The 25,179-nt window shown below is 40.3% G+C and carries 23 protein-coding genes; 14 read left to right on the top strand and 9 right to left on the bottom strand.

The features are described from left to right. Positions 1-43 precede the first annotated feature (43 nt). The 3 genes from add to manA all read right to left on the bottom strand — a co-directional run bounded on the left by add (position 44) and on the right by manA (position 3,968). Positions 44-1,045 (bottom strand): adenosine deaminase, encoded by a 1,002-nt coding sequence (gene add / locus LGZ99_RS04655; RefSeq protein ID WP_023045775.1) that lies wholly within the window; start codon positions 1,043-1,045, stop codon positions 44-46. A 77-nt stretch (positions 1,046-1,122) separates the two neighbouring features. Further along, the gene (locus LGZ99_RS04650; protein ID WP_262978894.1) at positions 1,123-2,658 is read right to left on the bottom strand and encodes a YdgA family protein; all 1,536 of its coding nucleotides are present in this window, start codon (positions 2,656-2,658) and stop codon (positions 1,123-1,125) included. 134 nt (positions 2,659-2,792) lie between these two features. Continuing rightward, a complete protein-coding gene (gene manA, locus LGZ99_RS04645; RefSeq protein WP_023045774.1) occupies positions 2,793-3,968 on the bottom strand; it encodes a mannose-6-phosphate isomerase in 1,176 nt (391 codons plus the stop codon). Between the two features lie 179 nt (positions 3,969-4,147). On the opposite strand from manA, the gene fumC reads away from it, so the two are divergent. Beyond that, positions 4,148-5,542 (top strand): class II fumarate hydratase, encoded by a 1,395-nt coding sequence (fumC, locus tag LGZ99_RS04640; protein WP_036837189.1) that lies wholly within the window; start codon positions 4,148-4,150, stop codon positions 5,540-5,542. A 172-nt stretch (positions 5,543-5,714) separates the two neighbouring features. Continuing rightward, on the top strand, positions 5,715-5,960 hold the full coding sequence (locus LGZ99_RS04635; RefSeq protein WP_036837191.1) for a type II toxin-antitoxin system Phd/YefM family antitoxin: 246 nt from the start codon (positions 5,715-5,717) through the stop codon (positions 5,958-5,960). Positions 5,961-6,125: 165 nt separating this feature from the next. Here the strand turns inward: LGZ99_RS04635 and tus are convergent, their stop codons facing one another. Next, positions 6,126-7,052 (bottom strand): DNA replication terminus site-binding protein, encoded by a 927-nt coding sequence (tus, locus tag LGZ99_RS04630; RefSeq protein ID WP_036837193.1) that lies wholly within the window; start codon positions 7,050-7,052, stop codon positions 6,126-6,128. 137 nt (positions 7,053-7,189) lie between these two features. Between tus and LGZ99_RS04625 the strand changes: the two genes are divergently transcribed. Next, positions 7,190-7,504 carry a type II TA system antitoxin, ParD family gene (locus LGZ99_RS04625; RefSeq protein ID WP_200875266.1) on the top strand — a complete coding sequence of 105 codons (315 nt, stop codon included), beginning with the start codon at positions 7,190-7,192 and terminating at the stop codon, positions 7,502-7,504. Between the two features lie 231 nt (positions 7,505-7,735). On the opposite strand, the gene LGZ99_RS04620 is transcribed toward LGZ99_RS04625, so the two are convergent. After that, complete coding sequence (locus tag LGZ99_RS04620) at positions 7,736-8,959, bottom strand: hypothetical protein (protein ID WP_036837197.1); 1,224 nt, start codon at positions 8,957-8,959, stop codon at positions 7,736-7,738. A 532-nt stretch (positions 8,960-9,491) separates the two neighbouring features. Continuing rightward, the gene (locus LGZ99_RS04615) at positions 9,492-10,178 is read right to left on the bottom strand and encodes a hypothetical protein (protein WP_262978893.1); all 687 of its coding nucleotides are present in this window, start codon (positions 10,176-10,178) and stop codon (positions 9,492-9,494) included. Positions 10,179-10,950: 772 nt separating this feature from the next. Between LGZ99_RS04615 and LGZ99_RS04610 the strand changes: the two genes are divergently transcribed. The 8 genes from LGZ99_RS04610 to LGZ99_RS04575 all read left to right on the top strand — a co-directional run bounded on the left by LGZ99_RS04610 (position 10,951) and on the right by LGZ99_RS04575 (position 17,292). After that, positions 10,951-12,099: a radical SAM protein gene (locus LGZ99_RS04610; RefSeq protein ID WP_081858260.1), complete on the top strand. Its 1,149-nt coding sequence runs from the start codon at positions 10,951-10,953 to the stop codon at positions 12,097-12,099. After that, on the top strand, positions 12,083-12,700 hold the full coding sequence (locus tag LGZ99_RS04605; RefSeq protein WP_021323731.1) for a LysE/ArgO family amino acid transporter: 618 nt from the start codon (positions 12,083-12,085) through the stop codon (positions 12,698-12,700). The genes LGZ99_RS04610 and LGZ99_RS04605 overlap by 17 nt, the downstream gene beginning before the upstream one ends. 177 nt (positions 12,701-12,877) lie before the next feature. After that, on the top strand, positions 12,878-13,264 hold the full coding sequence (locus LGZ99_RS04600; protein ID WP_200875267.1) for a DUF2170 family protein: 387 nt from the start codon (positions 12,878-12,880) through the stop codon (positions 13,262-13,264). 19 nt (positions 13,265-13,283) lie between these two features. Then, positions 13,284-13,970, top strand: a complete 687-nt coding sequence (locus LGZ99_RS04595) for a PspA/IM30 family protein (RefSeq protein ID WP_036837220.1) — start codon at positions 13,284-13,286, stop codon at positions 13,968-13,970. 72 nt (positions 13,971-14,042) lie between these two features. Further along, positions 14,043-14,705 (top strand): YjfK family protein, encoded by a 663-nt coding sequence (locus LGZ99_RS04590; protein WP_081858261.1) that lies wholly within the window; start codon positions 14,043-14,045, stop codon positions 14,703-14,705. After that, the gene (locus LGZ99_RS04585; protein ID WP_023045766.1) at positions 14,706-15,143 is read left to right on the top strand and encodes a DUF350 domain-containing protein; all 438 of its coding nucleotides are present in this window, start codon (positions 14,706-14,708) and stop codon (positions 15,141-15,143) included. A 12-nt stretch (positions 15,144-15,155) separates the two neighbouring features. After that, a complete protein-coding gene (locus tag LGZ99_RS04580) occupies positions 15,156-16,073 on the top strand; it encodes a DUF1190 domain-containing protein (RefSeq protein WP_036837221.1) in 918 nt (305 codons plus the stop codon). A gap of 52 nt (positions 16,074-16,125) precedes the next feature. After that, a complete protein-coding gene (locus tag LGZ99_RS04575) occupies positions 16,126-17,292 on the top strand; it encodes a glutathionylspermidine synthase family protein (RefSeq protein ID WP_036837222.1) in 1,167 nt (388 codons plus the stop codon). A gap of 120 nt (positions 17,293-17,412) precedes the next feature. Here LGZ99_RS04575 and LGZ99_RS04570 read toward each other — a convergent pair whose 3' ends face one another. Beyond that, the gene (locus LGZ99_RS04570) at positions 17,413-18,012 is read right to left on the bottom strand and encodes a lytic polysaccharide monooxygenase (protein WP_021323726.1); all 600 of its coding nucleotides are present in this window, start codon (positions 18,010-18,012) and stop codon (positions 17,413-17,415) included. 576 nt (positions 18,013-18,588) lie between these two features. On the opposite strand from LGZ99_RS04570, the gene LGZ99_RS04565 reads away from it, so the two are divergent. Beyond that, a complete protein-coding gene (locus LGZ99_RS04565; protein ID WP_036837223.1) occupies positions 18,589-19,833 on the top strand; it encodes a hypothetical protein in 1,245 nt (414 codons plus the stop codon). Between the two features lie 339 nt (positions 19,834-20,172). After that, a complete protein-coding gene (locus tag LGZ99_RS04560) occupies positions 20,173-20,412 on the top strand; it encodes a hypothetical protein (RefSeq protein WP_021323724.1) in 240 nt (79 codons plus the stop codon). Between the two features lie 137 nt (positions 20,413-20,549). Here the strand turns inward: LGZ99_RS04560 and LGZ99_RS04555 are convergent, their stop codons facing one another. Next, positions 20,550-22,157, bottom strand: a complete 1,608-nt coding sequence (locus LGZ99_RS04555; RefSeq protein WP_036837225.1) for an ABC transporter substrate-binding protein — start codon at positions 22,155-22,157, stop codon at positions 20,550-20,552. Positions 22,158-22,335: 178 nt separating this feature from the next. Continuing rightward, a complete protein-coding gene (locus LGZ99_RS04550; RefSeq protein ID WP_036837227.1) occupies positions 22,336-22,548 on the bottom strand; it encodes a hypothetical protein in 213 nt (70 codons plus the stop codon). Between the two features lie 207 nt (positions 22,549-22,755). Here LGZ99_RS04550 and LGZ99_RS04545 point away from each other — a divergent pair, with 207 nt between their 5' ends. Then, the gene (locus tag LGZ99_RS04545; protein WP_081858263.1) at positions 22,756-25,146 is read left to right on the top strand and encodes a DMSO/selenate family reductase complex A subunit; all 2,391 of its coding nucleotides are present in this window, start codon (positions 22,756-22,758) and stop codon (positions 25,144-25,146) included. The last annotated feature ends 33 nt before the right edge of the window (positions 25,147-25,179 follow it).

Below are 25,179 nucleotides of genomic sequence, written 5' to 3'. Positions count from 1 at the left end.
TAATCAGGAATGGGTTTCCCATTCCTGAGAAAGAAGTTTAAATTTAACGACTTGCTGCTTTCATTCGTAATGCCTGTTTTTCTGCATCACTGATAAAAGCGATTTCCAGCCCATTAATTTGAGCCTGACGGATTTGAGCGACAGATAAACCCGCGGCAGGTGCAGCTACTTCATATTCATGGCGGATCTCAATACCTTCAACGGCTGGATCATCCGTATTGATAGAAGCAAGAATACCTTTTTCCAGGAATTGTTTTAGTGGATGGTCCAATAAAGAATTAACAGTGCTTGTTTGAAGATTAGATGTCAAACAGGATTCAATACCGATACGGTTCTCAACCAAATAATCCATCAGAGCCGGATCAGTAATCGCTTTTACACCATGACCAATCCGCGTTGCACCTAATTCACGAATAGCCTGCCAAATACTTTCAGCGCCAGCCGCTTCGCCGGCATGGACAGTTATTTGCCAGCCGGTATCACGGGCTTGGGTAAAATGAGATTGGAAAAGATGGCCGGGGAAACCTAATTCATCACCCGCCAGATCCAGTGCAGTAATATGCTGGTGGTGAGCCAGCAGACCAGCCAGTTCCTGAGTACAGGCTTGTTCACCAAACGTTCTGCTCAGAATACCGATAAGACGAATATCGATATCATTATTTTGACAGGCAGAATGGATACCATCAATAACCGCTTCAACAACCCCTTCAACCGGCAATTGATGCTTCATTGCCATGTAATAAGGGGAAAAACGTAGCTCGGCATAATCCAGCCCGGCATTGATAGCATCTTCAATATTCTCAATAGCAACACGACGACAGGCATCCAAATCAGCCAGCACCGCCACTCCCCAATCCAGTTTTTGCAAAAAGCTGACGAGATCGGGTTCATTGCTAATAATTTGTACGTGCGGGAGCAGTGATGCCAGATTATTAGCCGGAAGTTGGATATTATGCTGGCGGGCGAGATCTAAAATGGTCGCTGGACGAATATTTCCGTCAAGATGGCGATGTAAATCTGTTAGCGGGAGCTGTATATCAATCATATTCCAAGTCCTTTTTTATATAAAAAAGCCAGTCAAATTGGTTGACTGGCAATTTAACAAAAGTGTTTATAGCTGTTTTATTGCGCAGGCTTCACAGTACCTTCTATTTGTACCTTTTTACTGTTGTGAGTGTCGCTTTCTGGCGTTGCTTCATCGTCAGAAGGGTCGGCTAAATTGTATTCAGACATGAACTGATGTAAGGGCATTTTCTTACCGTTCATTTCGACATTACCGTCTGCATAGTTAAACTTAATGCTGATGGCATCTTTATCAACAGTGGTGATTTTAAACAGTTGGCCGAATTGTTCAAACTGTTCTATCTGTTTTGCCGCCTTATCCTCAGCTTTCGCTTTATCCATACCATTCATCATCATTGCCTGAGTGGCGAACTCAGTCATCATAGGTTTTGGTAAGGTGACATTCAAAGACATATCCTGAATTAACGTGCGGATAGCGTCTTCGGTTTTCATTGCAGATAAGTTGCTTTTATCTTTTGGTAAGTTTTTCAGGCTTACTTTGTAACTGATGCTGCTTTCACCTTTGGCATTTTTCCAGGTCAGGGGTTCGATACCAAATTGTGGATTGTTTTTCAGCAGGATAGGAAAGTTAGAAAAAACGGCGTCAATGATGGCCGCGTTTGCCGCATCGGAAGAGAGATCGCCAGACGTGAGGGATTTAGCTGTAGCATCATTGTATGCTTGGGTGAATTTACGGACAGATTCACCATCCAGACGATCCGCGGTAATAGCAAATTTCCCTGAACCGAAATCGGTATTTTTCAGTTTGAGGCTATCTAAGCTATAAGTGACTTTCCCTTTCAGATTAGTTTCGTCTTCACTGATGTTTGAATTGATCTTAACACCGGAAAGAACCATATCTTCATTGCCGATCCCTTTCAGGCTGATTTCCCGAATGTTGATGTTTTGATCGCCAATATAGATATCAAATTTGCCTTTTTTGTTGGACAGGTCCAAATCAATCCCTTTAACAACAAAATTTTCGTTGTTTTTATTGATCGTCAGTTGGTCACTCTTTATTGCCAGTGATACCTCTTTCAGATCACGGCTGAGATCTGAGGTCAATTTGGCACCGGAAAAATTGAATTTAGCTCCATTTTGTTCAAAATCGACGGGGATAATATCCACATCGGAAATAACAGAACCGCTATAACTAACACGGGAATCAGCAGTAAACAGGGATTTTCCCTTAGTCACTTCGAATAGTGGTTTTAGCGCTTCGTTATTTTCCAGTTCGGAATGAACGGAAGCCATGCTAGGAATAAGTGTCAATTTCTTCACTTGTGCCAGTGGGAAAGGGCCGTGATCAATCACAGACTTAATTGAAATCTCTTCACCTGGCTTGATTTCTGCATTTTTAACGCCATCTTTAACCGTTAAGACAAGTCGCACATCAGAACTGAATATCCCGCGATGGAAATCTTTACTCTGTAGTACCAGACCCGTTTCAGGGAATGCTTTTTCCAATTCAGCATTGGCGTGGGAAACTGATTGGCCGATACGTTGTTCGATTTGTTTACCTGTATACCATGAAGCCCCAGTCCAAGCTGCACCCAAGGCAACAATAACGCCTACTGCCACTAACGATTTTTTCATAATGTAAATCCATCCTTTCAGTACATATTTCGCAGGTAATATGTACTCTCTTGTATAAAAATGGCCGTTAACACCGCTTGGAATTTACGTCGCGTTTAACAGCCTATGAATTAAGCTTTAAACCCAGATCCGCATTATTGATTAAAAACCCGGGCGGTGAAACCATCGCCGTGAATAATCACCGCTTTTTCTGCCGCAGAAATAAATACTGACTCACCTGGGAAAATGTTTAATTGGTGTTCACCAGATTGTATAACTGTTTGACCTTCAATACAAAAAACAATCGATGCTGAATCATTTTCAAGAATAATTGGCTGTTTTGATAAAGAATAAACAGAAAATGCGAAATCATTAACAGGAACAGGGAAGTTTTGCACTTTTTTTTGCTGTTTTGGCAGGGTTAATAATGTGTTTATTGGTTTTGATACAAAATCAAGGTTTGCCATTAACTCAGGAATATCCATATGTTTATTGGTCAAACCCGCTCGTAGGACATTATCTGAATTTGCCATAACCTCAAGAGCGACACCTTCCAGATAAGCGTGAGGCGTGCGGGCGCATAAAAACATCGCCTGACCGGGTTCAAGTTCAATAACATTGAGTAAAAGTGGGGTAAACAGGCCATTGTCGTCAGGATAAAACTCCGTCATTTTTTTAATGGTATCCCACGGTTCGCCAATACGGCTGTTTAATGCTGATTTTAATACACCCAGCGCCAGCTGCTTTTGTTTGCCTCTCATATGAAGTAATTGGGAAAATAAAAAAGCCAGATTCTGTTCATCTGGTTTCTGAATAAAGAACTGAATTTTGGGATGTGCGGCGGTAACAACTTCCAATAACTGTGCAATTTCGTTTAATGGACGGAACCCATTCATGGCCCGAAAAGGCGTCAGGGCATAAACCAATTCGGGCTTATGGTTATCATCTTTGTAATTTCTTTCAGGTGAGTCCAGTGGAATACCGGCGCTATTCTCTTTGGTAAAACCTTCTTCGGCGGATGCTTTATCAGGATGAACCTGAATAGAGAGAGGTTGAGCTGCACACAACACTTTAAATAGGAACGGTAAACGGTGAAATCTGTCCGAAACCTTTTTCCCCAGATATTTTTCCGGATCACTGGCTATTAATTTATTTAAAGCAACTGGTTTTCCAGTTTCAGGATCTGCCACAATCGAACTGCTTTTAGGGTGGGTGCCCATCCATAATTCAGCCATTGGCAGATCATCTGGATTTTCAACACCATAAATATGAGTCAGGGCGGTTTTACTCCCCCATGAATAGTGTTGGATTTGATTTATCATCTTCAACATGGTCGTTGCTCTCTTTTTAAAAAATCAATCTATTTCCTTCAGGCCACAATACAATAAACACGACTTGGTCGGCATAATCAGGAACTAATATGTGGCATGATAGTGGAATGCCAATCAGTTTATCTGCAAAGGCTGGTTATGCATATTCGATTATTCTGTGTGTTAAGGAGATAGTAATAATGGCAGCCACTCGCATTGAAAAAGACTCAATGGGGCCTATCGAAGTACCTGCTGACCAATTATGGGGAGCGCAAACTCAACGTTCACTGGAGCATTTCCGCATTTCGCAGGAGAAAATGCCTGTTGCATTGATCCATGCTCTTGCGTTGACCAAACAGGCTGCGGCCAGTGTGAATATGGATTTGGGCCTTCTGGCGAAAGAACGGGGTGACGCAATTATCGCTGCTGCGAAAGAAGTGCTGGAAGGTAAACATCCGACAGAGTTTCCTCTTGCTATCTGGCAGACCGGTTCCGGAACACAAAGTAACATGAACATGAACGAAGTGTTGGCGAACCGTGGTAGCGAAATCCTTGGCGGGGTGCGGGGCGGTGAACGCCTTATTCATCCTAATGATGATGTGAATAAGAGCCAGAGTTCGAACGACGTTTTCCCAACAGCAATGCATGTTGCCGCTGTTATTGCACTGCGTGAGCACCTTATCCCTGAGCTGAAAGTATTACAAAAAACATTGGCTGATAAAGCTGAAGCTTATAAGGATATTGTCAAAATTGGTCGTACTCACTTGCAAGACGCGACGCCATTGACCCTTGGCCAGGAAATTTCTGGTTGGGTGGCCATGCTGACACATAATCTAAAGCACATCGAAGACAGTATTCCACATGTTTGTGAACTGGCATTGGGCGGAACGGCTGTCGGTACCGGTCTGAATACCCATCCTGAATATGCTGTGCGTGTTGCTAAAAAGCTGGCTGAATTGACCAGCCATCCATTTGTTACTGCACCAAATAAATTTGAAGCGCTGGCTACCTGTGATGCTCTGGTCCATTCTCACGGTGCATTGAAAGGTCTGGCTGCATCCATGATGAAAATTGCCAATGATGTTCGCTGGCTGGCTTCCGGCCCTCGCTGCGGCATTGGTGAAATTTCAATTCCTGAAAACGAACCAGGCAGTTCAATCATGCCAGGTAAAGTTAACCCGACTCAGTGTGAAGCGGTCACGATGCTTTGCGCCCAGGTGATGGGTAATGATGTTGCTATCAATATTGGTGGTGCATCTGGCAACTTTGAACTGAACGTGTTCCGCCCGATGGTCATTGATAACTTCCTGCAATCTGTTCGTCTGCTGGCTGATGGTATGCGCAGCTTCAATGAACATTGCGCTGTAGGTATCGAGCCTAACCGCGATCGTATTACGCAGTTGCTGAATGAATCGCTGATGCTGGTCACGGCGCTGAATACCCATATCGGTTATGACAAAGCAGCGGAAATTGCCAAGAAAGCGCATAAAGAAGGGCTGACACTGAAACAATCCGCAATGAAATTGGGTTATCTGACAGACGCTGAGTTTGATGAGTGGGTTCGTCCTGAAGATATGGTTGGCAGCTTGAAATAATCGCTGTTTAGCTATTTGAACCGGAGCCTTGTGTTCCGGTTTTCATTTCCGTATGAGCCGGTATAGGATCACGATATAACTCCATGTTCAATTCTGCCTATGAGATTGATGACATCCAGCGCGCCATTTTCTGTATCTGATGACTTTAGGTTTAAAAATGAGGCCATCGCTGATGGAAAAAATCAATATCTACGAAGCTAAGACACATCTGTCCAAACTGTTAAACAGTGTGGCAACAACCGGGGAGCCATTCCTTATTGCGCGCAACGGTAAAGTTATAGCCAAAGTCATGCCTTACAGGGAAGAAGAGCCTAAACGCAAACTGGGCTCTCTTGCTGGACAATTCTCTTGCCCTGCGGATTTCGATAGCGAGGATGAGACAATTACCCGTTTGTTCGAAGCTAGTCTCACAGACTAAATTGGAAAAAATGACTTTTATTACGGCAGATGAAAAAATCATCAAACATGCTGGTAAGTATATTAAGATTGAGGTATGTAACTGATTAACGGCCTCATAACATAAGCACCGCATTAGTCATTTTTTTATGACAAATGACTAATGCGGTCAAATAACAGTCATGCATTAAATCTCACGATACAAATGCAGTCTTGGAATAACCAACTCCAATGGCTTAGCTTTGGGTTTATAGCGATGCACTATTGCATCGGCATCATAATCAGGTAATTCGCCGATCTTTGGCGGGTATTCGCCATAGTTAACATAAAACGCAATTAATGGAAGAGGGCAGGCATATTGCACTTGCTTTTGTTGCTCTGTATACCAGACCCGTGCAATAGGTTGCACTTTCACTGGACGTTTTATTTTTAAAATCACATCATCCGGCAATTTTTTTATATCAGTAATTTCTTTGGCAACAAATTCTGCCCATTGTTCCCGGGAATAGGGGGAAACAGCACGCCCTGAGTGATAACTTTTCTCCAAACGCGCCAAAATTTGGTTTTTTGTGACTTTATTAATGATGTTTTTATTTGCCCAACCAAAACGCACTGAATCAGGATTGAGAAGGGGAGTGATTGTTCTGTAAGCGTTTAGTGTAATCAACCCATGTAACTGATTATGAACAAACTCAAACCGCTGCTCTTTATTCACACCTGATTGCACCGTGACGATGTGTTCAAGTTCTGCTTTTAACTTATTAATCTCCTCAATCAGATTTAAAGCAGAGTGGTATTGCTGTTGATTCACAGAAAAACATAATACACCCGGCAAGCGAACAGCCGCTTTGCTGCTAATATTTTGATTATTGTGATGTATAAATAACTTCTGATAATGGCTTAAACTTAAATTTAATGCTTCATTACCTGAAATTTCATCAACGGTTATTTCTGTTATTGGATCATGTTCGCTACCTTTTTTGACATCAGGCAGAACAAACACATGAGCGGTTAATAAAGAATAGCTGTGAAGGAGTTCATGCAGTTGTCTCAATTTATTCTCTTGCTTTTGAAAACAACGATTCAAATCTTCAATTGATAAGTATTTACTCATATGAATAACAAAATTAGTTACAACATGCTTTTAATTATAGAACAAAAAGTGCAAAATTCAAGCTCCTTTACAACTGTTTACTCCATTAGCATATATATTGTGCTAATGTGGGAATGTGTAATTTTGGAGATTATCCCATGAGTCGCCTAACCATCGACATAACAGACCAGCAGCACCAAAGCTTGAAAGCACTGGCTGCCTTGCAGGGCAAGACCATCAAGCAATACGTGCTGGAAAGGCTGTTTCCCGGCGATGTTGATGCCAATCAGGCATGGAAGGAGCTGAAAACCCTGCTCGGCACCCGCATCCACGAGGGACTTGCTGGCAATGTGTCTACCAAGAGCATCAGTGAAATTCTCGATGAAGAACTGACCGGCTACGTTCTCACTGCGGCGGCATCGTCCGTTACACCCGCAAGCAATGGGGCGATGCTCAATAACGCCGGTCAGTAACAAAACTTGTTTTTGTTGCTGTTTGGGGTTGTTCAACGAGCAAAGAGTTACTATGCAAAAGGCCGAAATGAGAGCAATAGGAATGCCCAGTGCCAAGCCGACAACTTGGGGTAGTGACCAGCTACCCGGTCACTACCCCATTCTAAAAGTCTATACTGTATGCTATTTGGCAAGAGCAGCAAGAAATAAAGGAGATTGTTACCAAGGCCTCGGTAACAATCTCATGCAATATTATAGTCCTAAAAATTCGATATGCTGAATTAACCCATAACCAGATAGACGTTTACCTTCTTCTTCATGTAATGTTAACAATAGAGGCCCAGCCTTTAAATCAACCTCAGTTGTCCGATATACAACCGGTCCGTAGTTTGAACCTGATTTATAAGGTGTTAAAACTTTTTCGGTAAAGAATTTGATATTTTGATCGAAAATAGTGCTGTTTGATTGTTCTAGCTTCATTTGAATTGCCGAATCAAAATTGAATGAATCTGACATATAGGCATAATACATTCGTAAACGATACCGTCCTGCCGATTTAACCTGTAAGGTAATTTGAGTCGGGCCACTCTCATATGTTTGCGGTTCTGTTGCTGAAAGATAATTATAGCCACCATTTCTAGATGACCTACTACCATTCAAAAATACATCGCCGAGAAAAATATTATTGTAGTTATGGTCGATAAATAAATTATCTGTGTCACTTGGATCTAAACAGACACGCGAAGATTTTCGTTGTGCGCCAAAAGTTAAATGGGATTGAATATTAGTATAGTCACTTGTCCAATATATTATTGAACGCTTTGCCTGTGTCTCCGGCTCATAAAAATCTTCACTGTTATAGTTATTAAGAGCGGCAATTAGAATATCGTTAAACATAATATCTGCTTGTTCGGCTATTGCTTTGCTGTATTTTTGAAGATCATGAAGTGAATAACCCCATTCCGATCCATTAACCAAGGTATCTCTTAATGTAAAGAAATATAATAAACAGGAAAGGGCACAAATGCTGGATAAGAGAGGAATACTGTTCTTTTTCGCTGTACTAATGCTGAGAATACACAAACGACGCATATCCGCTATCGCGATCTCATTACGAACCACAATTAATTGTCTTGCTTCATCTGTGGGATTTTTTTGATAAGATGAGATGGCATCTTGTAAACTTTCCGCATCTTTTCTTACGGCTTGATACTCTGCTTCTAACCATTCACTAGTATATTTAATTAATGTATCTTGAATAATTCCAATGACATCGACTTCTTTAGGTTCTGTCAGTTTTTTGTACGTCAGTTTTAATAAAATACTTAATACACTGGATACAACACCTTGTGGAGACACAGAATCTGACTGATTAAAATTTTTCTTTTTAATCATATCTAACGCTTCTAAAGTCAAAAGGTGTAATTTAATATTATTGTCTTGTACATCTATATTATTTTCCAATGATATTGTCATTTTAGTTACCTTATTTTTGGTTATAAAATACATTCTTGTTTTTCATTATATTAATATTTGGTTTATAAGCAAGGCTTATGATTTAACTCCTTGAGAATTTAATTCAGTTATGATTTTTATATTAAACTTCATAAAGATATTAATTATAGAATATTCAATATAGTGCATAGTTAGAATGATTATAATCCCGACTGATAGCATCCCTGATATTTCAGTCAGAACAGAGCATAAAAGTAGGTAAAGAAATTGTTGTTTCTGTCATCCTGTTCATTACGGCTTGTTGGCTGACATTGCGTACTTTCGGTGGTTGAACAGTATCTCGCAGGCTTTATATCAAGTTAGAAATAAAATCTGAATATTCAAAAGTTGACGAAAGCTCAGTCGTTGCAAGCAGAAAAAATAATAATTAGAGAAGTAGGACTATCGAAACAGGAGTTCTAATAGTCCGGTGCCTGTTATTTTTAGGTAAAAAATAATCGAAGCTGTGCTTTTATCCGATATTTTATCGTAGTTCTTAGATTTACAGTTCAAATTATATGGAATTAATTTGCCAAGAGCAGCGTTCTGTATCTGCTGCACCACCATAAGCTGTGTGATCACCATCACTATCAGTGCCGGTACCAAGCTTTAGAGGGACATTGTATGCTTTATTATAAATAGTGAAAAGAGTGTTGTTATCATACTGTCTTGGCACAAGTAGCCAAGAACAGCGATCTGTGTCTGCTGCACCGCCATAAGCTGTGTGATCGCCATCACCATCAGTGCCGGTACCAAGCTTTAGAGGGACATTGTATGCTTTATTATAAATAGTGAAAAAAATAACATTGCCATATTCAGATGGTACAAATTTCCAAGAGAGGCGATCTGTGTCTGCTGTGCCGCCATAAGCTGTGTGATCGCCATCACCATCAGTGCCGGTACCAAGCTTCAAAGGAACATCGTATCTTTGATTGGTTATTGTTTTAAATCCCCCATCTAGGATATTTACAAATTCTTTAGGAAAGAATTCAGTTACAGAAAGAGAGTTGCCTGTTCGCCAAAGAAAATATGCGAATGATAATATATTAGGATTAGATGCTATCAATAGTGAATTTATAACTCTTTTGATGAGTAAATTTTCAGAATTAAAAGAATTAAGAATTTCTTGTGCGTTATTATAATCCGATTTGGCTATACAGTCATACAATTTGGATTGTAATTTATTAGTGTCTAAAGTCATTTTTTTCTCCGTTTTAACATCGTCTTGTAAAGGGAAATGCCGAATATACTTTCATAATTATGCTTCACTTCCAACATCCAAACAGACCGTGGAAGTCAAAGTCAATGAGGTAGGCTATATAAATATTCTAGCTTCAATTATTTAATTTTCAAGAAATATTCAATGATTTTTTGAGTTGCTAATTTACTATCAATAGCGTCGAAATAAATACATATCAAATATTTTATTTCAGATACTATATTCGATGAATTTTATATATCTGAGAAATTTATAGTACAGGCATTATTTAATGTAAAGGCGTTTGCTGATAATCTCACTAAAAAATTAATCCAAAAAGGTAAAATTGTATACGATATTTATTAACAAATTAGCCTAACGGTTTTTTCAGAGACCTGAATATTATGTTGCACTTATTATGTGAATCCACCTGGGAATTTAATTCAGTTATGATTTTTATATTAAACTTCATAAAAATATTAATTATATAATATTCAATATGGTGCATAGTTAGAATGATTATAATCTCGACTGATAGCATCCATGATATTTCAATCAGAACAGAGCATAAACGTAGGTAAAGAAATTTTAATCAGGAAAAGAGAAGTCATATTCTAAGGTTTACTCCAGAATATTCTGACAAAAACATAAATTTAATTAATAATTGTGATGGTGTTAATAGTGCAATAATATTCCTTATCCTATGCTTAAAGGCATCACCGCGACTTACCAGCAAGTTAATTTACTGTGTCAATGTTGTTTTGAGGTCGATATTATGAACAATTTAATAATCAAAGAGGACACTGGGCATTTACGAACAAGCCCAACGCAACAGTTAAAAATTAATGAAGCGTTCAGATTGCTGAATGCTCGCGATCATCTTTTACCGATTAAGGTAACCAGGTTCTTTCAGCGAAAAATTGACGAGGAAATTACCGCACTCGGCCATACTGAAGGCCCGCTTCATCGGATGGTTTATCCAACGAAAGAACGTTTATTGGTGCGCGCACCTGGTGAGGTAGCTGATTTTGTCGATGACCGCGAAAATATGCCTGACGATGCTCTTGGCAACATTATCCAGAAGTATCGGAACCGAATGTTATTCATGCCTACCTCAACATGTGCATCACATTGCCAATATTGTTTTCGCCAAGATGTTCTTTCTGAACAACACGAAACCGGAAAGAAAATTTTTGATAAGGCGATATTGGAATTGGATTCCTATCTCAGTACGCATCCTGATGTAGAGGAGGTGATTCTATCTGGTGGTGACCCGATGACACTTCCTACGGAGTTATTAAAAAGCATCTTTTCTACGATAAAATCCCATAAACAAGTGAGATCAATCCGAATCCACACAAAAACAATCAGCTATTCCCCCCAAGTCTTTAAAAGTGATGAGAAATTAAAACTTCTAGCATCTGCCGGGGTACGTCTTGTATTTCATCTGACACACCCGTATGAACTCTGTGACGTCGTTCGAAAGATGATTAAGCGTATTCAGAGAGCGGGGATACCATGCTATAATCAATTTCCTATACTTCGGCAAATAAATGATCATCCAGAAATCTTGAGAAGGCATCTTGAAACACTAGATCGCCTCGGAATTAGAAACCTCTCTGTTTTCATCCCTGATCCAATTAATTTTTCGGCACCATTTCGCATAAATTTGGCTCGTTTGATAAACATCATCAACGAATTGAATTGGCGTAGCCCATCTTGGATAAATTCCACGCGATTTGTCATGGATACTAAAGTAGGAAAAGTGCGCAGGGAAGACATAACACACTACGACACTGATTTGGGGATAGCAATTTTTGAACGCGATGGCAAAACGATCCGTTATCCCGATTTTCCTGCAAATCTGGATATACCGGGTGATATAGAAACAATACTTTGGAAAGATTATGTTAGCGTTAGTTAATGGTTTTATTCTTTGCTTAGGGCTTGTTGTTTCGATTGGCCCACAAAACATGGAAATCCTCCGGGTTGGCTTGTTGAACGACCGTGTTGGTTTGCTCGCTTCAGTTTTCGTGATTTGTGATGTAATCCTGATTATCACAGGTGCGTTGGGTGTTGGAAGTATCATTGCGTTAAACCGGGGAATTACGGTGGCTTTGACGTTACTCACAGTAATGTTCCTGCTATTTCTGACGTTTCAGGCGGGGCGCCGGGCTATGAATGAGGGTGGGGCGATTGTTTCCCTTGGCGAGCAACAAAATACCCGTCCCTTCGACATGGTGAAACGCGGGCTTGGTCTTTCGTTTCTTAATCCTTTAGCTCTGCTGGAAACTGTTGTTATCCTGGGATCAACAGCAGCGCCTTATCCTGCCAATCATCGGATTTTGTTCGTAGCTGGCGCGCTTGCGGCCTCGGCCATATGGTTCTACGGTCTGGCCTATAGCTCCCGCTGGTTCTCGGCCTGCATATCGAAACCCTGGCAGCGTTGCATTATGGAATGTGTTGTTGCTGTCATCCTGTTCATTACGGCTTGTTGGCTGACATTGCGTACTTTCGGTGGTTGAGTTGACAAAAGTTCAGATTTCTCAAACCAAACTAAATTGAATCCCTTAAGTGATCTACTATTTATTTAAGTATAATAGTTGTTAGAATTAATGTGATTAAGTGCTAAGTTTATAATCACTTGAACGTAACATATGGCGTGTTACTGGAAAATCACGCAAACTATTGGAGTAGATAGCTTGGAATTAAATCAAGTCATTACCGCTCTTAAAAAGTCTGATAATAACTGGACTGTAGAGCCAACAGGTGAGTGCCTTGTTATCACTAATGAAGATGGTGTTAAGGCGCATCTGGCAATTTGTGGAAAACAAATCACAGTAGAAGCGTTAATATTCGCGGAAGAGCATGTTTCGGATACTGCCGCCTTAAATAAATTCATTTTAGAAACGCATAAGATGATCCCTCTGACCTCTGTTGGAATTACCGAAGTAGATGGTCAATCTTATTATACCGCTTTTGGCGCTCTGTCTTCGGAATCAAAAGTGGAGAGTGTTGTCATTGAAGTCTCTATGTTGTTCGCCAACATCAATGAACTTCTTGATGCATATTCTGAGTTTCTGAAATAACAGTATAAGGTAAATATCGATGAGTAGTGTATGGAAAAAGCTTTTCAAAGCAATCAAAGGCACTGTAAATAACGCGGTAGAAGCGGTAGCTGACGAGAATGCATTAACCATTCTTGATCAGGAAATTCGTGAGGCTAAAGCAGAAATCCGCCGTGCTGATGACAGTTTGATCAGTATTATCGCCAAGCGCAAAATGGCAGAGCAAAAGGTTTCAGCTATCACAGCCAGCATCACCGAATATGAAGGGCACGCTCGCTCCGCTGCCAATAAAGGTGACAATGGGCTTGCGCTGGAATGTGCTCAGAAAGTTGCAAGCCTGCGTAGCGAACTGGAAACAGGGCAATCACAGCTGGATGCTTTCAAGACGGCTGAAGCTACCCACCGCCGTACTGTGCAAGAAGCTAAAGAAAAAGTGTCTCAGCTTGAGAATCAGGTTGACCTTGTTAAGGCCACTGAACAAGTACAGAAAGCACAGGCTGCAACCCACAACTCTGTAGTTGGCGCGTCGTCAAAAACATCTACTGCGCTTGATTCGCTTGAACGTATCAAAGCGCGTCAGGCTGAAAAGTCGGCTAAGTTCGAGGCCCAACAAGAGCTTCACGATAGCGCTACTTCAAACGATTTGGACAAAAGGCTTAAAGAGGCTGGCATTACTTCAAGCTCCGCGTCCGCAGAAGATGAACTTGCCCGCATTCTTGGCAAGTAATCTCCCAGGTTTGTTAGTCAAGATCCTGCTCCTTAAGCGGGGTCTTCCTCTGTAAATTTAAAGGATGTTTCTATGTTTTCCAAAATCGCTAAGGCGTTTAAGAGAGCATTCAACAGCAAAGAAATTGCGTCTGTTGGTCCGAAGGTACCAGAAGTATTGGGTTTGCGTATTGGCGGCGCACTTGAGATAGACCCGTTGATACTAAAACTGATCGAGTTTGACCTTACCATCGAAAACGCTGCTTCAACTCAGCTTATATGCTCTGTCGGTGTTGTCGATCTTGGCGATAATGTACGTTTGGTTCGTTACTACACCGATGATGAAGGCTACCTCCAGGTGCTTCAAGAAAACGAAAGCGATGATGGGGTGAAAGAGGTGAGCCTTTGGTACTTCTACGAAACCAAGCCGATCGACGCCCAAACTCAGTGGGATGCGCTGATTAAAAGCGGTATTGTCACACCGAATGGACAATATGACCTCGACGGTACCAAGTTTTCCCGGTTGTGGGACAACACGAAACCTGTCGTTGTTACTGAGAAAACCTACCATAAGAACGGCACCATTACTGAAACTGACCAATTCATGATGGTTTACACTCGCCAAGTTTCAGATAACAGAACAGAGGAGCTGTTGATTGCGGGCGAAGAAAAGATTGTAGGCAACAACTTAGACCGGCTGATGGTAAAAAGCACCGGTATTCAACTTAATCAAACAGATTTTAAAGTGGTAGCATAAATGATTACACTCGCAGATGAAGAACAAGCTTTAACTCAATTTATTGATAGTGTAACCAACTTTGGCTTGTGTTTTGGTTTGGCGCTTGTTTTCTTCATTGTATTCAAATTCATCTATGTCATGGTTACTCCACAGGATGAATGGAAGTTGATCAAAGAAGAAAAAAATACGGCCGCCGCAGTATCTCTAGGCGGCGCTCTGGTAGGTTATACCATCGCCATTGCGAGTGCAGCAAGCAACTCTATAGGCGTTATTGATTTCGTGATGTGGGGTGTTGTTGCACTACTGGCGCAGATTGCCGGTTTCTTCATGGTTCGCGTATTCATGATGCCGAAAATTGTATCCCGCATTGAGAACAATGAGATCCCAGCCGCCGTAGTTCTGGCAGCAGTTTCAATCTCTGTTGGTCTTCTAAACGCAGCTTGCATGACTTACTAATCCAGAGGCTGTATGACGAACGAGAACAAAAGGCGCAGAATGCGCAGCACAGGCATCAACATTGAAAACAAACGTAAATATTGGCGTACCTTTTCACTGACTTCGCTGGCGCTCAGTATTGGTTCGCTAGTGGGCTGCGGTCAATCGACGGATGGACTGTCAATCAAGCTTTATAAGGATTTAGCGGCTTGTCAGAATGATCCACAGAATACGATTGCTGCTGAATGTGAAGCCACGTATAAGGCAGCATTGCGTGAAGCAGATCGGACATCGCAGAAGTTCAGACAAGAAGCAATGTGCAAGCTTGAATACGGTGAGTGTGACGAAATGCCGGGCAAGCTTGGTTACCGGCCAAAGATGGCTGCCTTCATGATGGCGGATGTAAAGCCTGAGTATTTCAATGAGTACAACATTGCTGACAAATACCGCAATGTATTCTACCAACCCATATTCACTTCAACATCAAGCTATAGCGACCTGTACGGCAGTCTGTTTTTCGCTGATGGCAAGGTGATTGGTTCTTACTCAGATATGGACAATATCCAGTTCGAGATGAACCCGCGTTATTTGCATCCATTGGCAACCGTCCGCCTGCCAACTAAGCAAGAAATCTCTCCGGGGACAGCAAATGCTTCTGCGGGTATGAACTCGACGCTAAGCACTATAGGGACTGCTTATATTGCTTCTGAATTGCTCAAGAATAGAGACAGAGATAGTGTGTATAGGGAAAGAATGTATAGAGAACGCCTAAATCGTGAGAGGGAACAACAATCTGCAACAGGCTATTACGGTGGTGCTGGTATCAGCTCTTCAACTCGCGCTAAGGACGGTTTCACCCGGCTCCCTGACTACAATAAACCCATCGTAACTACCAAGTCTAAAGGTGGTTTTGGCTCAACATCCTCAGCCAGATCAAGCTGGGGTGGTTAACCAGCTTTGACAGCTAATTCAGGATAACAAGAAGTATCGGGAGGTCAAAGTCATGCTACAGATCCCAACGACACCACGCCATGATTGGAAAGTGCGCGCCAAAGAATTTGGTTTTGGTTTCCACACAATTGATGATGAACCGTACTGGACGGAAGACCGTTACTATCAGTTCACTCTCAGGCAGATTGAGGAGCACATTGAAGATCCAACAGAGGAAATCCACCAACTGGGTCTTCAAGCAGTAGAGCGAGTGGTTAACAGCGACAAGTTGATGGCTAAATTCCAAATTCCAGAAACAATGTGGTCGTTGGTTCGTGAATCTTGGGAGCGCCAGGATCCGAGCCTGTATAGCCGACTCGATTTTGCCTACGACGGTAAAAATCCGGCGAAATTATTAGAATTCAACTCAGATACACCGACCTCGATCTATGAACTTGGCTTCTTTAGCTGGTTGTGGCTGGAAGACAAAGTTGACCGTGGAGAAGTGCCACGCTCTGCGGACCAGTTCAACTTATTACAAGAATTACTTGTGAATCGCTTCTATGAGCTTAAACCGTTCCTGCCATTCAATACGCTTCACTTTGCATGTTGTAAGGATACAGAAGAAGACCGGGGTACGGTCGAGTACATGGCTGATTGCGCCAAAGATGCCGGCATTCATACAGAATTTGTCTATGTTGAAGATATTGGTCTGAGTGAATGCGGTAAGTTTACCGACAACAATAGCAAGATCATCGACTCTATATTCAAGCTGTACCCGTGGGAGTTTATGTTTCGCGAAGAGTATGCTCAACACTTGGCAACCGCTGGCGTTAACTGGTTTGAGCCAATGTGGAAGTGTATTACCTCGAATAAATCAATTTTACCGCTGCTTTGGGAAATGTTCCCAGGGCACCCAAACCTGCTTGAATCTTACTTTGCTGATGACCCGAAAGCTAAACGCTTGACGCATTATGTAATAAAGCCAATATTTAGCCGCGAAGGTTCGAACATCAGTATTCACAAGAATGGCAAGGTGATTGAGAAAGTCGGTGGGCCTTATGGGGAAGAAGGTTACATCGTGCAACAATATAGCCCGTTACCAAAGTTCGGTGATAATCATGTTCTTATCGGCAGTTGGCTCATTAATGACAGACCGGCTGGTTTATCGGTGAGGGAAGATGTTGGCCGAATAACAAAGGACACATCGTTATGTGTGCCTCATATTATTTTAGGCTGATGACAGTCCCTTATCTCAAAATTAATACAAATCAGCCTATCGCCATAAAACAACCAGAGGAACAATTAAAAGGAACAGCGCCATGCTGTTCCCAAATTATTATATAATATGTACTAAATATCAGGCAGGATTAATTGTTGTATCAATGACTTGGTAAAATGCGTTAAGGGTATCTGCAATGGTCCAGACACCCAGTATAACGTGATAACCTTGATATCCTTCTGGTAAGGTACATTTATTAATAACTTGATTCCCTGGCATTTTCTCCTGGTAATCCTCAAAACAGAAAGGTGTGCTATTAAATTGCTCTCTGGTTAAAGGCTTATTGGGATCCCAGTTTGGTTTGGTAATAAAATATTCCCAGCTTGCAGTTTTGTGTTGAATGACAATTTCCCATTTGAACTCAATATTACCGGTAGTAATAGGGATTTTTTTCCAGCGATCTTCTGTTTGGGCATCCAACTCACCAAAGTGACCAATACCAGCACTGGCAATGTGACCATCTTCGGGACCTGCTTGTGGGAAGCCTTTTTTAGCTTCAAGAGATTGAGGCTCATATTTAACCAGCCCACAATCCGTATTTTGTTTATTTCCCTGAGCAGAACAAAGGAATGCTCGACTTCCTGGACTATCAATATAACCATGAGCCCAGGCACCATTAAATAAAGCTGCAATTATCGTAGTGGCTAAAGTCATATTTCTCACTTTATGTTTATACATAATAGTGTCCTCCATCAGATAGGATGATTTATCTATGACAAATAAAGCCCCGGGACTTAATCATTCATTTTAGGTGAATATAATATGATTATCCATTTCATAAATTGATTAACAATCTAATTACATTAAGCTATTGAAGTTTTGTCTAAAATGTGCCTGTCATTATTTTTTGTAATATAAAAGGATATGATTTTCTTAATTTATTTGACATAGTTTATGCTATAAACAACCTGTGCGTTTTGATAGCATTTATTAATTTAAAAACACTTACTTATAGTTATGGTGATGTGTTTTTGGAGGTCTATTCTTATGCAGATAACCTGAATGGTAAAAACTATCGATATAGATTGATGAAAATATTAAATCATATCGTAAAAATATATAAAAAAGATATTAATTTAGTAAAGTTAAATTTTCTACTATATTAATTCTCTATTTTTAATTTAACTTCATCAGGATAAATTGAATTATCAATTTCTACTCAGAAAGCTAACTCATCCGCTTTCTATTGGGGAAAAGCAGTCCCTACAACTCCAAGGGATATTATTTCAATTTTGATATATAGCAGAGGTTATAGTGAGTATTTTATATAATGCTGTCGTGGATCCTGGTGCTACACCGTATTATGGTTCCATTACTGTCAATAACTTACATTATGATACCGGATACCAGGTTCATATTGATAACTATCTAAGTTTTAACTTTCTTTCTCCGGCTTCAATATCGTCAACCTATATAAATCTGTCATTTTCTGAATGGCAAAATTGGAGTGTTGACGTTCAAAATGTCTCTATTGATGCCAATACATCTTCTGTAACGGTAACAATAACCTTTCCAAATCCATATGTATTTATTGATTCAGATTCAATAACCATTGGTGTTAATGGCGATCTGACAACAGATCCCAATAAATATCTTGATTCCTTTGTTTTTGCCGTAGACAGTGCACCAGAGATCAATGGCACGGTTAATATTACCTGTGCAGCATCACCTGATTCTGCATTGGATAACCTTCAACCTACTGTGTTGTTTACTACCGCAGGCGGGTATTCAGTATCAGTAAATATGGTAATGGGCACAACTCAGCTGGAAAGCATCCTGGCTGGTGACTATTCATTGAGTGCTCCAGATGTGGAAAATGCAGATTTAACTGTGGTGGCTCCGGTGTTAATTACTCCGGCTACGATAGAGGTTATTACAGGCGAAACAGCAGAGGCGTCGATCGACTTTGGTCAAGTTGAATACTACTGCTCCATTAATTTTACCGTTGATGATATTCCAGGGCTTGAACATGAGATATTGAACGTTACGGTATTAGATGCGATACACGGTGACATAATTGCTAATTTCTTTACTAAAGTGAATGAAACCACCCAGTTACGCAAATTAAACAGTAGCGGAGTCGTTAATATTGTTATTGACACTGTAAACCTCAATAACCAGGTATACACCTTTGATGTTCTTCCGGTGGAATTACAAAATGAACTAATGGATGTCAGATACACTGCCAATTTAGTCACAATAGATAATGTAGATACAACTGATTTCCCTGAATTAACGGTGACAATAGAAACCAGTGATGTGTTGCAAGGTGGATTACCAATCCGATTATCATCTGAAGAGATGGAATATGAACAACAAATCCAGATGATATCAGGAAGTTCAACGTGGCCGGTTTCTGTCAAGCCAAGTACCTACACTGTTGAAGCCAGCAATTTTATCGTCTCGAAAACAGTTTATGTCGTTTCTGTGCCTGGCTCTATCACGATAAGTTCTGGTGACCAGAATGTGCTGAAACTATCGGTATTGTCTCAACAGTAGGTAACCCTGACCCTTGGGTTAGAAATAAACTCAACGCTTATCGTGATGATCCTGTAACATTTAACGATACATTGAAGTAAATAACATGTATTAACTGTTTGGATGGAAATAAGTAATAGATGGGAACAGTACCATTCTGTTCCCATATTAGATATTTGGTGGAATATTCAATAATTGATGGCTCGATATAATTATTATAGTTCTGCTATTGTTTAATTAGAGAAATATTTTTTTCTCGCAAACATAGGGGTTACATTAATCAATTGAAAGCCAGTTGAATTTTAAACAGATTTAAGTAATACACAACTGTATTCTAAATGAATATTGCAGGGTGAAATTATGTCAAAAGTGATAATGATTGATATATTTGTCAGCACATCAACTCCATCTATTAAGAAGGAAATTAAATCTTATATTAATGAATATCTTAATCTGGCGAACTGGGATGATCCCTATGATGATCATGGAATAATTATGATTGAATATGATGGTGATTTAGATGATGATGCTTTGGATTATTTGTGCAGAGAAATGCTAGGTAAATATAGCTCAGATATTAATTATATAATTTTAAACTAAGATTATACGTAATTTACAATTTAAATATATTGTAATTTTCATATTAAACTATTATGGCTTGCCAATATATTACGGTCTAAAACAAATCAAACTGTTTAAAACCGTAATATCCATTTAAATATGATAATAATATTCTGCTAATGCTTAATAACATAGAGATCTTTCGACGACACAAAACCGAGTGGACTCAGATAATATCCACCAATATAAGGTTTTACTAATCTGGTACCAATGTAGTAATAAACGGGAATTGAGGGTACATCTTTTGCCAGAATATTTTCTGCTTGCTGAAAATATTTTCGATCATTTGTTGCTTTGGCTTTATTTATCAAATCATCATAAGTTTCATTGCTATATAAGAAAGTATTATTAGAGCTATTAGTCACAAAATTATTTAAAAACGATGCAGGATTATTATAATCAGCAATCCGTGCATATCTCACCATCTCAAAATTACCTTGATGAATGACATCCAACAATGCTTTTCGTTCTTGATTCTGCAAAACAATATCTACACCCAGATTTTTTTTCCACATTGAAGTCGCGGCAATCGCAATTCTTTTATGCTCCTCTGATGTATTATAAAGAAGTTTAAATTTCAATGGGTTATCTCTATTATAACCGGCTTCATTTAATAACTGCCTGGCTTTTTCAATTCTTGCCTGCTGCGTCCATAATGCATAATCAGGCTGCTCCAAATTCATTCCTCCGGTATTGGGTGGGGTATGGTTATAGGCAGGTTCTTGGCCTTGTCCTAAGACTTTGTTTGCTATGATCTCTTTATCTAAAGCCAAATTTAATGCTTGTCTTACCCTGACATCATTAAAAGGTGCTCTTTGGTTATTAAGATCGTAATAATAAACCCCTAATGCGGGTGTAATGTGAACCTGGTTGCCTAATTTAGTTTTTAAAGATTGAAATAAAACTGAGGGGATATTCTTGGTTATATCTATCTCTCCGGCCAGATAACGATTCACGTCTGCTGTTTCCGATGCGATGGGAAGATAAGTCACTTTATTAATAACAGTATGTGCATTGTCCCAATATTGAGAATTCCTGACGCCAACGACTTTTTCATTAACCACCCATTCAGATAATTTAAATGGCCCACTACTAACAAATACATCTGGGTGAGTCCATTTATCACCATATTTTTCAACCGCCTTTTGGCTGACAGGCACCATAACAGGATAAGCCAGCATCTGTAAAAAATAGGATACGGGCCGTTCTAATATGACTTCCACTGTCAAATTATTCAATGCTTTAACACCTAATTCATCGGTTTTTTTCTTGCCGGAAACAATATCTTTAGCATTGATTATATGCATGTTTCCAAGATAACTGCCGTATGGCGACGCAATTTGTGGGTCAACTAAACGTCGCCAACTAAAAACAACATCATGGGCAGTAATAGGTGAGCCATCAGACCATTTTATGCCTTCTCGTAGATGAAATAACCAAACTTTATTATCTTTAGTTTCCCAACGAGTCGCTAAATCAGGATTGATTTTTCCGTCATTGCCTGTGCTGACTAACCCACTGAAAAAGTCATGAATAATATTAAATTCAACATCATTTTCAACTTTATGGACATCAAGAGACGCAGGTTCTGAACCATTATTACGAACGATATCTTGCTTAACTGCCAACATTGTATTTTCTGGAATAGTCGCTGCGTGAGATAATGTTAAATTGCCAACTATAAAACCAGTGAATAAAAATATGTTTTTTATTACTCTTTTCATTATTCTCTCTCCAATAATATCTCATTTTTTAAATTGATATTGCTGATTAATCAACGTTTGGTATTGATTCTTACGGAAATAATCCTGTCCAGATACGGAGATATGTTTATTGTTATAGAATCCTCTGGTAGTCATTCAGTCGTTGGCAGACTTATTCTATTGAATATCCTATTTGTTCTCACCATAAGTTTGAAGTGAGAGAGATAACTACAATTGAGTATTTGTATAAAATATTTATCAGAACTTCATCAATATTGTGAGATTTAAGTAATAAGCTCCCATTATTGGCGGCCAACGTCAGTGGTAAAGTGGAAATTGCTTTTATAAATCCCTCTATTACCGGCAAGGTGATTTTTAAAGATGCAACGGCGTCTGGTAATGCTGGCTTCATTTCGACCTATTCCCAATTATAGTTAAATATGTTGTAACCATGTTTTATACTTTTATTCGTTTCAGCACTAACGGGTTAACCAGATTTAGTAAAATTTTCCAAGAAAATGTGAACTAAACTATATTTATACTTGAGTGCTATCAAAATTCGCCCCGTTTTTCCTGCATAACATGCATCATACTCATGAAATGCAATGTGGAGGCTAATATGAAAAATAAAAAAATAAGTGATGAGTTAGTGGTCAGCCGTCGTCGTTTTGTTCAGGCCAGTGCAGCACTTATCTCTGTCCCTTTTGTTTCTGCCCGCACAACGGTTGCAGAGGAGAAAAAAACCCAAGAATCTCTGCCAGTTAGCGTTATCGATACCGGCGAAACAAAAGTCGTACCAACCTGTAGTACCTTTGATTGCGGGGGAAGATGTGATATCCGCGCCCATGTTAAAGATGGGGTAGTCACCCGGATAACCACCAGACCGGATCATGAACTTGATGAAGCTATGCCGGTTATGCGGGCTTGCGTTCGTGGCAAGGGTTATCGCAAATTTGTTTATAACCCTGACCGCTTAAAATATCCGATGAAACGGGTTGGCAAGCGGGGAGAGGGGAGGTTTGAGCGAATCTCCTGGGATGAGGCAACAACCATTATTGCAGACAAGCTGAAACACATTACTGAGAAATATGGCCCGGCTTGTCGCTATGTCAGCGTTAATACCGCAGTCATCGGTGGTGTATCATCCGGCGATAAAATGTTGCGTCGTTTACTGAATATTACCGGCGGGCATTTACAATATTATCATTCCGTGAGTATGGGCAATACAGCGGCAGCGACACCTTATACCTATGGTGTGGCAACTTCAGGCAGTACATTGGATACCCTGGAAGATACGCCATTAGTGATTCTTTGGGGCCATAATCCGGCTGAAACTATTTTTGGTCACACCAATCACTATTTCCAAAAAATGAAGAAAAACGGCACCAAATTTATTGTTGTCGATCCCCGTTATTCCGATTCGGCTTCCTCGCTGGCTGACCAATGGATTCCTTTGCTTCCAACAACCGATAACGCGATGATGGATGCAATGATGTATGTGATTGTCAGTGAAAATCTGCACGATAAAGAGTTTATTGATCGTTATACGATTGGTTTTGATGAAAACAATATGCCGGAGGGGGTTCCTGCCAATGAATCTTTGGTTGCTTATTTGACAGGCGCTAAAGATGGCGTTGTAAAAACACCCGAATGGGCTGAAAAAATCACTAAAGTGCCGGCAAATACAATTCGTCAGCTTGCCCGTGAATACGCCAGCACTAAACCCGCAGCCCTGATGCAGGGATGGGGGCCACAACGTCATATCTGTGGTGAACGTGTCGCACGTGGCTCAACAATTTTAGCCACAATAACCGGTAATGTGGGTAAAAAAGGCGGGTGGGCCGCAGGTTTCGGCGGTGTTGCGGGGAATAAGTATCTGTACGGGCTTGATCTTGGTAAAAACCCGGTAAAAGAAAAAATCTCCGTTATGAATTGGGTTCAGGCCTCCGATGATGCCAGTAAAGTTACCCCGGAGGAGGGTTTGGTTAATGCAGATAAATTAAACACCAATATCAGTGTGTTATTCTCACTTGCGGGTAATTATCTTGCAAATCAAAACCCAGATATCAACCAGGCAGTCAAAATATTGGCAGATGAATCTAAAATTGAGTTCATTGTCTCCAGTGATCTTTACCTGGCGCCCAGTGCCCGATATGCAGATATCTTATTGCCGGAAACCAGTTTTATGGAACGCTGGAATATAGCTTATCCTTGGGGTACCGGCAGTTATTTCATTCTGTCATCAAAGCTGATTGAACCTGCATTCGAACGGCGTTCTGATTATGAATGGATACGCGAAGTTGCAGCAAAATTGGGTGTTGAACGCGAGTTCAGTGAAGGTCGTGACGAAAAAGAGTGGATAGCCCATATTATGGAATCTAATCGTCAGGTAATGCCGGAAGCAAATTTGCCAACTTTTGAAGAATTACAAAGTACGCATAAACATCTTTTCAAAATACCGCCTTACGTGGCTTTTGAAGACAATATTCGTGATCCGGAAAATCATCCATTCCCAACACCATCAGGAAAAATAGAGATATTTTCTAAACGTCTGTATGACATGCAAAATCCTGAAATCCCGGCACTGTCACATTATGTACCTGCATTTGAAGGGCCGGAGGATAAATTAACCGAAAAATATCCATTGCAATTAATTACCTGGAAAGGGAAAAACCGTTCCAATTCAACCCAATATTCAAACCCTTGGGTACAGGAAGTTCAAACCCAGAAATTATGGATTCACCCTCTGGATGCGCAGAAACGCAATATTGAACCGGGGGATTTAGTCCGTGTATTTAATGATCGTGGTATTTCTATGGTTCCTGCTGAGGTTACCCAACGTATTATTCCCGGTGTGGTAGCAATGCCAACCGGTGCATGGTGGCAACCGGATAAAAATGGTGTTGATTGGGGTGGTTGTGTCAATGTGTTGACATCATCCCGTAAAACAGCACTTGCACATGGAAACTCTCATCTAACTTTATTGGTTGAGGTAAAAAAGCATGAATGAATTTATAGAATATCCTCCATTGATAAAAGCACC

Source organism: Photorhabdus temperata (assembly GCF_025384845.1).
Lineage (GTDB): Bacteria > Pseudomonadota > Gammaproteobacteria > Enterobacterales > Enterobacteriaceae > Photorhabdus > Photorhabdus temperata.
This window is presented reverse-complemented; position numbering and strand designations above follow the sequence as displayed.